This window comes from Pseudomonas sp. PP3 (genome assembly GCF_905336995.1).
Classification (GTDB): domain Bacteria; phylum Pseudomonadota; class Gammaproteobacteria; order Pseudomonadales; family Pseudomonadaceae; genus Aquipseudomonas; species Aquipseudomonas reinekei.
The window spans coordinates 1,027,274-1,036,761 of the sequence record NZ_HG995459.1 but is presented as its reverse complement, the minus strand read 5'-3'; the positions used below and the strand labels follow the sequence as shown (position 1 = coordinate 1,036,761).

The following is a 9,488-nucleotide window of genomic DNA, read 5'->3' as shown; positions in this document are numbered from 1 at the left end:
CTGCGGCACTTTTTTTCACAGGAGCAGTTATGGATCCGCGCAGTGAAGTACTGCTTCGTCAGGCTGAATTATTCCAGGGCTCGGTGTTGTTGGCCGGTCTGCCCGCCGACGACTTGCTAGGCCGCCTGCCCGCCGCCCGCGGCTGGTGCTGGCATGCCGGTGATCAAGCCGCGCTGGACGCGCGTTTCGCCGAGCGCAGCCATTTTGGCGTGCACGTGCCGGAACACGAATTCGAAGCCGCCGTGGTGTTTTTACCCAAGTCCAAGGATTTGACCGATTACATCCTCAACGCCCTGGCCTCGCGGCTGGCCGGCCGCGAGCTGTACCTGGTTGGCGAGAAAAAAAGCGGCATCGAAGGCGCCGCCAAACAACTCAATCCATTCGGCAAGCCACGCAAGCTCGACAGTGCACGGCACTGCCAGCTGTGGCTGGTGACGGTGGCCAATGCGCCTGAAGCGAAACCGTTGGAAAGCCTCGCGCAGACCTACGAACTGCCACTGGCTGAAGGCCCGCTAAAAGTCATCAGCCTGCCGGGTGTTTTCAGCCACGGCCGACTGGATCGCGGCAGCGCGCTGCTGCTGGAACATCTGGACAAACTGCCCAGCGGCCACCTGCTGGATTTCGGTTGCGGTGCGGGTGTTTTGGGCGCTGCCGTCAAACGCCGCTACCCACACAACCAGGTGACGTTGCTCGACGTCGATGCGTTTGCCGCCGCCAGCAGCCGCCTGACGCTGGCTGCCAACGGTCTGGAAGCTGACGTGATTACCGGCGATGGAATCGATGCCGCGCCGATGGGATTGAGTGCGATCTTGAGCAACCCGCCCTTCCATGTCGGCGTCCACACCGATTATTTCGCTACCGAGAACCTGCTGCGAAAAGCGGCCAAACATCTGAAAAACGGCGGCGAACTGCGCCTGGTGGCGAACAGCTTCCTGAAGTATCAACCGCTGATCGAAGAGCATCTGGGCGTATGTGCGATCAAGGCCGAAGGTCAGGGTTTCAGAATCTACCGGGCTAAACGCGGATAGAAATTTGTACTTGCCGAAAGGATTTTGCCTAGGCAGAATCCGCTCCGTCCTAGGGGAGTAGTCTCCCACGAGCGCCATGCTCGTCCGGCATACGTCAACATACTTGGTCCTCAGACCATGGCGTATGCGACCCAAGCGTCCGCATCAGACGGATTGCAGGGTTTGACAAGACCTATGACACGAACACCTTACCCGGGGCGGGAAGGCTGTACGTGTCATAGCCGTGTCGACCCGCCCCTTAGGAAAACCCCTGATGCTGGATTCTTTACTCGTTCCGACCGCAATCGTTGCCTTGGCCGAAATCGGCGACAAGACGCAACTGCTCGCGCTCATTCTCGCTGCCCGCTTCCGCAAGCCCTGGCCGATCATCGCCGGCATCGTCGCCGCGACCTTGGCCAACCACGCGGCCGCTGGTGCGGTAGGCGCCTGGGTGGGCAGTTTCTTCTCGGATACGTTGCTGCACTGGATCCTGGCCGTGAGCTTCGCCGCCACCGCACTGTGGACCCTGGTGCCGGACAAGATGGACGACGACGAAGCCAGCACCGCCCGCAAGTTCGGGCCATTCGTGACCACGCTGATCGCATTCTTCCTCGCGGAAATCGGTGACAAGACCCAGATCGCGACCGTGATGCTGGCGGCGCAATATCCGGAATTGTGGCTGGTGATCATCGGCACCACGCTCGGCATGTTGATTGCCAACGTACCGGTGGTTCTGGCGGGTAACTTTGCCGCAGACAAACTGCCTTTGACGCTGATTCGTCGCCTGGCGGCGTCTGCGTTTTTCATTCTGGCGATTGTTGCGGTGTACAAGGCGATGCAGGCGAGCGGGTGGGTTTGACGGGGTAAGGCAGTCATTGTGGCGAGGGAGCTTGCTCCCTCGCCACACGTGTCATCGCGCGCAGATCAGGACTTCCTGGCCTGCTCGTAAAGCGGCATCACTTTCGGAATCGCTGCCTGCAACGCCGCAATTCTACTGGTGGAAGCCGGGTGAGTGCTCATGAACTCCGGCGGCGAACCTTCCGAAGCCTTGGTCATCTTGTTCCACAAGGTAATCGCCGCATTCGGGTTGTAGCCGGCGCGAGCCGCCAGTTCCAGGCCGATCAGGTCTGCCTCGTTTTCATTGGCGCGGCTGTTGGGCAAGGTCATGCCGTAGTTGGCCACGGTATCGGCCAGCGCCATGCTGCCTTGGCCCAGACCGAACAACGCACCCGCGCCCTGCTTGGCCATTTCGATGCCGTAAGCCTTGGACATTGCTTCACGACCATGCTCGCGCAGGGCATGGGCAATTTCATGGCCCATGATCGCGGCGATTTCATCGTCGGTCAGTTTCAGGGTGTCGATCAGCCCGGTGTAGAAAAAGATCTTGCCGCCCGGCCCGCAGTTGGCGTTGAGTTCGTCACTCTTGATCAGGTTGACCTCCCACTTCCACTGGGCCGCATCAGGACGGAAGGTCGGCGCCTGGGCAATCAGCCGGTCGGCAATTACCTGCACGCGCTTGGCATCGTTGCTGGTTTTGTCCAGCACACCTTTACTGGACGCTTCGCCCACGGTCTTCTGATAAGACTGGGCGTACATCTGGTCGACCTCTTGCGAGGACAACATGCTGAACATGTACTGCTTACGCTCAACGCCCACAGCGCCACCGCTGGTGGTGTTGACAGACTGGCAACCGGCGAGCAACAAACCTGCGCCCAGCGCACACGAAACCAATGTCTTGTTCATCAAAAAGCTCCCTGAAAACATGACCGTATCCTAGGCGCGGAAATGTATCGACGCCAGATACAACGGCACATATGACGCGCATTTCAGACAAAGCTCTCTTCGACGCAGGAAAAAATTCACAAACCCGGGCAATCCACCTCCCACGCTCTGCGAGAGAACAATCGGCAAACGATCTGTCTTCAACCGGGCGTCAGACATTCCGGCCCATTGAGCTTCGGATCATTGACCATGTTGGCCAGCACCCGCTCGCGCAACGCAGCGGGCTCGCTGGCCAGCAGGGCTTGCAGGGTGTGCAACGGCGTCTCGGGATTGAGCCATGCCGCCTGACCCGCTTCATCCAGAATCAACGGTCGCCGCTGGCTGGCCGCTGGCTGCGTGATCACTGCCGTACTCAACCACACCTGCTCCTGCACCGGGTACGCTTCCCAGATCGCCGCGAAAAACAGCGAAGAGCCCTCCCCCGGCGTCAACCAATAAGGCCTTTTGCGGGTGGTGCCGCGCCATTCGTAGAAACCGTTGGCCGGCAGCAGGCAGCGGCGCTCGCGCAGGGCCTGGCGAAACATTGGCTGCTCGGCCACGGTTTCGGCGCGGGCATGGGCCGGGGTTCGGGACAGATCGGTCAGCCACGGCGGGGTCAGGCCCCAGCGCGCGCGCGCCAGTTCACGCTGGCCGTCCGCGCCGGCACGCAGCATCAACACCGAATCATTGGGGGAAATGTTCCACTGCGCCTGTTGATCGGCGGGAAAACCTGGCAGGGTCGCGAAATCGCGATTCCAGCGAAACAGGGCATAACGTCCACACATGGGGCAGCACGACTCTTGATCAAACGAACGCCAGCCTAACAGACCAGCGTGCCGGGAAAACTCTCCGGTTCATCGCCGGACAGCGGCAGCGCGGCATTGTACGCGCTGATCAGCTCGCGGGCGTAGGCGGCCTGGTCGTCATCTACCGCCAACCCCAGCAGCCCGTAGATTGGCAATTCACCGGTGGCCCCGACCAGATCGCGGCCCACCAGGTGCGCCTCAATGCCTTCGCTGGCGAGCATGCCTTGCAGCAACTCGCCTTCCATTAGGTTTTCCGGCTCGTAGATTCGCTGCATATGCGCCCCTCATTCGTTTTCGCTGAAGACTTCCAGAAACCAATCCTCTTCGTGAACCTGCAACACGAACGTGATCGGCCGACAACACACCTGACAGTCCTCGATGTAGGTCTGATCGCCGCCGGACAAGTCGACAGTCGTTTCGACTGATTCACCACAATACGGGCATTCATACTGCGTAGTTTCCAGCATCGCGGTCTCCCAGGTGACTTGTGCGTATAATCGCCGGTCTATTTGCAGGGCTATTTTTGTCTGGCTACTTTTTCAGACCGTACCCCGCCGGTTTTCGATCAAAACCTTTACTTACCCTAGCCGTTTCTAACAAGAGAGCATGATGGGCGAATTCGATGCCATCCGACCTTACGACGACAGCGAAGTCCCAGCGGTGCTGGACCGGCTGCTCGGCGACAAGGCGTTTCTAGATATCCTCACCCACTTCCGCTTCCCGCGTTTTGCCGGTGCTTTGGGCTGGGCGCTCAAACCTCTTATAGCTCATCGACTGCGCCGTGAGTTTGCCGGCATCACGTCGGTGGCCACTTTGCAGGATAAAGTCGAGTATTACGTCGACCACACCATCGAGCGCGCCACCGACGGCGTCACCTACACCGGCGTCGAGCAGTTCAAGTCCGGCAGTGCCTACCTGTTCATCGCCAACCACCGCGATATCGTGATGGACCCGGCCTTCGTCAACTATGCCGTGTACCACGCCGGCCTGCCGACCCCACGCATCGCCATCGGTGACAACCTGCTGCAAAAGCCCTTCGTCAGCGACCTGATGCGTCTGAACAAGAGTTTTATCGTGCACCGCTCGATCACCGGTCGCCGCGAGAAGATGGCGGCGTATCAACTGTTGTCGGCGTACATCAACCATTCGATCCGCAACGATTGCGCCTCGATCTGGATCGCTCAGGCCGAAGGCCGCGCCAAGGACGGCGACGACCGTACCGAATCGGCGATCCTCAAGATGTTCCACATGAGCCGCAAGGACGAGCCCTTCGGCGAAGTCATCCGCTCGCTGAACCTCACGCCTGTGTCGATCAGCTACGAATATGACCCGTGCGACCAGGCCAAGGCCCGCGAGCTCTACATCCGAGCCACCACCGGCACCTACACCAAGGAACCGGGCGAAGATGACGTGAGCATCGCCAAGGGCATCACCGGCTACAAGGGCCGGGTGCACGTGAACTTTGCCGCGCCGATCACCGAGCTGTTCGAAGACACCAAACAATTGGCCGTCGAGATGGACAAGCAGATTCTGGGCGGTTACCGCTTGTTCCCGGTGCACTACCTGGCCTACGCGCAGTGGCAAGACGCCGACCCGCAGTTGCAGGTGCCGAGCGCCGCCGAGGTATTCGCGGCCGACGAATTGGCCAAGGCCCAGGAACAATGGCAGCAACGCCTGGACGCTTGCCCTGCCGAGCATCGTCCGTTTCTGGTGCTGCAATATGCGACGCCAGTGCGCAATCAGTACCGGGTGAAGGCTGGATTGCCGCTGTAAGCGGTTTCGACCGGATACAAAAACGGCGCCCAGGGCGCCGTTTTTATTGATTCGAAGACATTAAACCTGCGTGCTGATCCACGACACCAACAACGCCAGCCCCATGCAGGCGAAGCCGAAGCTGTAGAAAAACCGGTTCATGCGCAGGGTAGCCCAGTCCAGCGTGGGTTCTTCGCTGGGACGGCTCTCGCGCTGCGCTTGCAGACTGGCCTTCGCGCGCTGCTCACGACGACGGGTCGCGTGCAGCAACCAGCCGCCCGGAAAGGCGAAGAACAGCGCCAGCAGGTTGATCAATTTGGCGGGATGGGCAGTAAACAGCGTCATCAAATGCAGCGACATCACGAACCTCAGACAAAACCGGTGTGGCGAGCGCCGGACCGACGACCGCGGCGCGGATTTTACCGAAAGCCTCTGTGCCTGCACTCCCCTTTGCGATAAATAACCCGACAAATGACCAATGGCTGTCCTGCGTCACAGCTTCGTCATCTGCATCGGCCAACATGCGCGCCTCGAAACCGACACGGACTGCGTCATGCTTCACGCCGAAAACCAGGATCGCCTCTATCTCATCGCTCACAACGACGAACAACAAACCCTCGTCGGCAGCCTCGCCTTCAATGTTCAGGACCGCCACTGGCTGGTGTATTGCGCACTCGGCGGTCACCAACATGCGGATTTGCCGGAGGCGGACTTGCTGACGGGCGTGAGCGTGCTGGACTTTTACTCCCAAGCCGCCTGACACCCCTGTAGGTGCTTGCCGTGCAGAAGGCATGAAAAAGCCCGGGACCATTGCTGGCGCCGGGCTTTTTTGCATCGGGCGAACGCTTACTCGCCGAGTACCTGACCTACAGTCGGGTCCTTGAACAGACGGGTCAACGCGTCGCTCAACACGTCGCTGACCAGCTTGGTGTTGGTTTCCTGGTTCGGCGCCATGCCGAAACGCTGGTCCAGTGACGCACCGTAACGACCGCTATAGCGACGGTTGGCGTTCTGCACATCGGAGCGGAAGGTCGCGCCGATGGTCGCTTCGGTCACATACATGCCTTCTTTAGGCGACTGATACTTCAGCTCGGCCAGGGTCACGGTGATTTGCGGCGCGTTCGCTGCATTGGCGGTCGGGGTGAAACCCAACAGACGCACGGCGGCTTCAGCCTGAGCCTGCAGTTTTGGCAGGATCTGCGCGCCCTGCACGGTAATGGCGCTGGTTTCCGGGTACAGGCCGCCGCGGGTGCCCAGGGTTGGCGACGGACGACCGTCCACCACACGCACCACCACCGGCTGACCGCGGCCGACCGGTGCCAGTTGAGCCGTCAACTTGGGTTCCGGGTTCAGTTGTTGCGGGCTGTGGGCGCAGCCAACCAGCGTCAAACTGGTCACAGTGATCAAACCGAACAACAGGCGTTGCAACATGCTCTTCTCTCCAGAATCAGGCACAAACAGGCCGGCAGTATAGCGGTGGGCCACTGCGGCTAACTAGGGTCATGCAACGATTACTGAAATCTCTGACAAACCCGCTGGACCGCGGTTCCTGTCACAGATTTTTCACTCGCCCTTCACTTGCTCGTCACGAGTGGCTGCGAACGTAGTCGGTAATCACCCAAAAGGTATGTCGCCATGCGTTTTCTCGTTTCGCTGTTCGAAGCACGCCCACACCACCGCAGCTTCGCCCTGCTCGACCGCAACGGCCATTGCCAGGCTTTCAAGCAATGCAGCCTGCAGCCCATGGGCGATGGCTGGGTCGAAATCGAAGAAATCCGCCTCAACTGGCTGCACAAGCCCTTGCCTGCCAGCGCCCGCGTCATTGCACGCCAGCCACGCTCGCGGGCACAGCAACTGCTGACCACCTGACCGAACGCCTAATAAAAGTCATTAAACACGACCAATTCCCTACGTTTCTTCGCTACAATCTCCCCCCGATTATAAGGACGTCTCCTGATCGGGCCTCGCAGCATCGTCAATGCTTCGGTTTTGGCACCCCGCACCGCCCACAGAGAGCCGCCCACACAGATCGAGTGAAGCTGGCGCGCTTGCTGTTCATCAAGCAAAACCTCCACTTTTCGCGAATCTGCAGAGCTGTCATTACGCTCGGTCACTGCTGTTTGCCCGTTTTGCCTGCCATGAACTCCCTGGCGGCAAAGCATTCGGGCACGGTGCCAGGCTGGGACAGCCCTTTTTGAGGTTCACGTCTTCAAAAGAGCGTGAAAAAAACGGGTTTTCACAACTTCACAAGAGTGTGGCGAGCAAATGAATAGTTTTGCGTCTGAACATGCACCATTAGCGTCCAGTACAGCCCAACGACACAGGACCGAATACTCCTCGAACACCGGAGCCTGAAGCCTGTCCGCTACGGATTTGGTTGCACAAACGGATGTATCGACCATAAGTCGAATTGCCAGTCGCCCGTTGAAATGAGTTCATATGACTCTGATTAGACCCGGCCGGAAGCGTCCGTCGAAGTTGCGAAAAATTGCGAAGATTCGGACATGGCGATCCTGCCATGGGTACTTGGGGCAACACTGAGACGCCCCCGGAACGCCTGGCAGCCATGCCGTCAATTTGGTGCTGCAGATTTTGGAGACGCGTTAAATGGCGCATAACGAAGCAGTCGACGTAGTACTGGTTGGGGCCGGCATCATGAGTGCCACCCTTGCCGTACTGCTCAAAGAGCTCGACCCCGCGATCAAGCTGGAAGTCGTCGAGCTGATGGATTCCGGTGCCGCGGAGAGTTCCAACCCGTGGAACAACGCCGGTACCGGTCATGCCGGCCTGTGCGAGCTGAACTACACGCCGCAGGCTGCCGATGGCTCCGTCGACATCAAGAAAGCCGTGCACATCAACACCCAGTTCGAGGTGTCGAAGCAGTTCTGGTCGTACCTGACCAAGAAAGGCACGTTCGGCTCGTGCAAATCGTTTATCAGCCCGGTGCCACACCTGAGTTTCGTGCAGGGCGAGAGCGGCGTGTCTTTCCTCAAGGAACGCTTCAAGGTGCTGAGCAAGCACCACGCCTTCGCCGACATGGAATACACCGAAGACAAGGCCACAATGGCCGAGTGGATGCCGCTGATGATGCCTGGCCGCGATCCTGGCGAAACCCTCGCCGCGACCCGCGTGATCAACGGCACCGACGTCAACTTCGGCGCGCTGACCAACCAACTGCTCAAGCACCTGACCAGCGCACCCGATGCCCAGGTCAAGTACTGCAAGCGCGTGACCGGTCTGAAGCGTAATAACGGTGGCTGGACTGTCAGCATCAAGGACGTCAACAGCGGCAATAGCCGTGAAGTCGACGCCAGGTTCGTCTTCCTCGGCGCTGGCGGCGCGGCATTGCCGCTACTGCAAGCTTCGGGCATTGAAGAGAGCAAAGGCTTCGGCGGCTTCCCGATCAGCGGCCAGTGGCTGCGTTGCGACAATCCGGAAGTGGTCAAGCACCACCAGGCCAAGGTCTACAGCCAGGCGGCCGTGGGTTCGCCGCCAATGTCCGTGCCGCACCTGGACACCCGTGTCGTCGACGGCAAGAAGTCCCTGCTGTTCGGACCTTACGCCGGTTTCACCACCAAGTTCCTCAAGCACGGCTCCTTCATGGACCTGCCGCTGTCGGTTCGCGCCGGCAACATCGGCCCGATGCTGGCCGTGGCGAAAAACAACATGGACCTGACCAAGTACCTGGTCAGCGAAGTGATGCAGTCCATGGAGCAGCGCCTGGAATCCCTGCGCCGCTTCTACCCTGAAGCGAAAGCCGAAGACTGGCGCCTGGAAGTGGCTGGCCAACGGGTGCAGATCATCAAGAAAGACCCGAAAAAAGGCGGCATCCTGCAGTTCGGTACCGAACTGGTCGCGGCCAAGGACGGTTCCCTTGCCGCCCTGCTGGGCGCGTCGCCAGGGGCTTCGGTGACTGTTTCGATCATGCTGGAACTGATCGAAAAATGCTTCCCGAGCCAGGCCAAAGGCGAGTGGGCCGCCAAACTGGCGGAGATCTTCCCGGCCCGCGAGAAAGTCCTGGAAACCGACGCTGCGCTGTATAGCAAGATCAACGCGCAGAACAACGTTGCCCTGGAACTGGTTGAAGCCAGCAGCGAGACCGAAAGCTACGCTTGATTCGGCCCGCAAAAAAAACGCCCCGTCCTCATTGAGGGCGGGGCGT

General features: G+C 59.8%; 12 protein-coding genes and 1 riboswitch. Of the genes, 6 read left to right on the top strand and 6 right to left on the bottom strand.

What is annotated here, in order from left to right:
- The first annotated feature begins 29 nt into the window (after window positions 1-29).
- Both KHO07_RS04810 and KHO07_RS04805 read left to right on the top strand, forming a co-directional pair.
- The gene (locus KHO07_RS04810; protein WP_150733886.1) at window positions 30-1,028 is read left to right on the top strand and encodes a class I SAM-dependent methyltransferase; all 999 of its coding nucleotides are present in this window, start codon (window positions 30-32) and stop codon (window positions 1,026-1,028) included.
- 40 nt (window positions 1,029-1,068) lie between these two features.
- Window positions 1,069-1,191: riboswitch (yybP-ykoY riboswitch) on the top strand.
- A 90-nt stretch (window positions 1,192-1,281) separates the two neighbouring features.
- Entirely contained in the window at window positions 1,282-1,866 is a 585-nt protein-coding gene (locus KHO07_RS04805) for a TMEM165/GDT1 family protein (protein ID WP_212626586.1), read from the top strand.
- A 65-nt stretch (window positions 1,867-1,931) separates the two neighbouring features.
- Here the strand turns inward: KHO07_RS04805 and KHO07_RS04800 are convergent, their stop codons facing one another.
- The 4 genes from KHO07_RS04800 to KHO07_RS04785 form a co-directional block, all read right to left on the bottom strand.
- Window positions 1,932-2,750 (bottom strand): M48 family metallopeptidase, encoded by an 819-nt coding sequence (locus tag KHO07_RS04800; protein ID WP_150733888.1) that lies wholly within the window; start codon window positions 2,748-2,750, stop codon window positions 1,932-1,934.
- A gap of 179 nt (window positions 2,751-2,929) precedes the next feature.
- Window positions 2,930-3,553 (bottom strand): SOS response-associated peptidase, encoded by a 624-nt coding sequence (locus KHO07_RS04795; RefSeq protein ID WP_150733889.1) that lies wholly within the window; start codon window positions 3,551-3,553, stop codon window positions 2,930-2,932.
- A gap of 35 nt (window positions 3,554-3,588) precedes the next feature.
- Window positions 3,589-3,849 (bottom strand): DUF2007 domain-containing protein, encoded by a 261-nt coding sequence (locus tag KHO07_RS04790; protein ID WP_212626585.1) that lies wholly within the window; start codon window positions 3,847-3,849, stop codon window positions 3,589-3,591.
- A 9-nt stretch (window positions 3,850-3,858) separates the two neighbouring features.
- Window positions 3,859-4,041 carry a CPXCG motif-containing cysteine-rich protein gene (locus KHO07_RS04785; RefSeq protein ID WP_150733890.1) on the bottom strand — a complete coding sequence of 61 codons (183 nt, stop codon included), beginning with the start codon at window positions 4,039-4,041 and terminating at the stop codon, window positions 3,859-3,861.
- Between the two features lie 139 nt (window positions 4,042-4,180).
- On the opposite strand from KHO07_RS04785, the gene KHO07_RS04780 reads away from it, so the two are divergent.
- Complete coding sequence (locus KHO07_RS04780; protein WP_150733891.1) at window positions 4,181-5,347, top strand: 1-acyl-sn-glycerol-3-phosphate acyltransferase; 1,167 nt, start codon at window positions 4,181-4,183, stop codon at window positions 5,345-5,347.
- 60 nt (window positions 5,348-5,407) lie between these two features.
- Here KHO07_RS04780 and KHO07_RS04775 read toward each other — a convergent pair whose 3' ends face one another.
- Window positions 5,408-5,686: a hypothetical protein gene (locus KHO07_RS04775; protein ID WP_212626584.1), complete on the bottom strand. Its 279-nt coding sequence runs from the start codon at window positions 5,684-5,686 to the stop codon at window positions 5,408-5,410.
- 193 nt (window positions 5,687-5,879) lie between these two features.
- On the opposite strand from KHO07_RS04775, the gene KHO07_RS04770 reads away from it, so the two are divergent.
- Window positions 5,880-6,086: a hypothetical protein gene (locus KHO07_RS04770; protein ID WP_034149566.1), complete on the top strand. Its 207-nt coding sequence runs from the start codon at window positions 5,880-5,882 to the stop codon at window positions 6,084-6,086.
- Window positions 6,087-6,172: 86 nt separating this feature from the next.
- Here the strand turns inward: KHO07_RS04770 and KHO07_RS04765 are convergent, their stop codons facing one another.
- Window positions 6,173-6,757, bottom strand: a complete 585-nt coding sequence (locus KHO07_RS04765; protein ID WP_046818977.1) for a YajG family lipoprotein — start codon at window positions 6,755-6,757, stop codon at window positions 6,173-6,175.
- A gap of 204 nt (window positions 6,758-6,961) precedes the next feature.
- Between KHO07_RS04765 and KHO07_RS04760 the strand changes: the two genes are divergently transcribed.
- Both KHO07_RS04760 and mqo read left to right on the top strand, forming a co-directional pair.
- Window positions 6,962-7,195, top strand: coding sequence for a hypothetical protein (locus KHO07_RS04760; protein WP_056853252.1), 234 nt, complete (start codon window positions 6,962-6,964; stop codon window positions 7,193-7,195).
- A 738-nt stretch (window positions 7,196-7,933) separates the two neighbouring features.
- Window positions 7,934-9,442, top strand: a complete 1,509-nt coding sequence (mqo, locus tag KHO07_RS04755; RefSeq protein ID WP_150733893.1) for a malate dehydrogenase (quinone) — start codon at window positions 7,934-7,936, stop codon at window positions 9,440-9,442.
- Window positions 9,443-9,488 lie beyond the last annotated feature (46 nt).

Excerpts from the sequence above, each read along its gene's own strand:
- KHO07_RS04775 (WP_212626584.1), bottom strand. The coding sequence starts at position 5,686 with ATGTCGCTGCATTTGATGACGCTGTTTACTGCCCATCCCGCCAAATTG.
- KHO07_RS04760 (WP_056853252.1), top strand. The coding sequence starts at position 6,962 with ATGCGTTTTCTCGTTTCGCTGTTCGAAGCACGCCCACACCACCGCAGC.
- KHO07_RS04780 (WP_150733891.1), top strand. The coding sequence starts at position 4,181 with ATGATGGGCGAATTCGATGCCATCCGACCTTACGACGACAGCGAAGTC.
- KHO07_RS04785 (WP_150733890.1), bottom strand. The coding sequence starts at position 4,041 with ATGCTGGAAACTACGCAGTATGAATGCCCGTATTGTGGTGAATCAGTC.
- KHO07_RS04770 (WP_034149566.1), top strand. The coding sequence starts at position 5,880 with ATGCTTCACGCCGAAAACCAGGATCGCCTCTATCTCATCGCTCACAAC.
- KHO07_RS04765 (WP_046818977.1), bottom strand. The coding sequence starts at position 6,757 with ATGTTGCAACGCCTGTTGTTCGGTTTGATCACTGTGACCAGTTTGACG.
- KHO07_RS04805 (WP_212626586.1), top strand. The coding sequence starts at position 1,282 with ATGCTGGATTCTTTACTCGTTCCGACCGCAATCGTTGCCTTGGCCGAA.
- mqo (WP_150733893.1), top strand. The coding sequence starts at position 7,934 with ATGGCGCATAACGAAGCAGTCGACGTAGTACTGGTTGGGGCCGGCATC.
- KHO07_RS04790 (WP_212626585.1), bottom strand. The coding sequence starts at position 3,849 with ATGCAGCGAATCTACGAGCCGGAAAACCTAATGGAAGGCGAGTTGCTG.
- KHO07_RS04795 (WP_150733889.1), bottom strand. The coding sequence starts at position 3,553 with ATGTGTGGACGTTATGCCCTGTTTCGCTGGAATCGCGATTTCGCGACC.
- KHO07_RS04800 (WP_150733888.1), bottom strand. The coding sequence starts at position 2,750 with ATGAACAAGACATTGGTTTCGTGTGCGCTGGGCGCAGGTTTGTTGCTC.
- KHO07_RS04810 (WP_150733886.1), top strand. The coding sequence starts at position 30 with ATGGATCCGCGCAGTGAAGTACTGCTTCGTCAGGCTGAATTATTCCAG.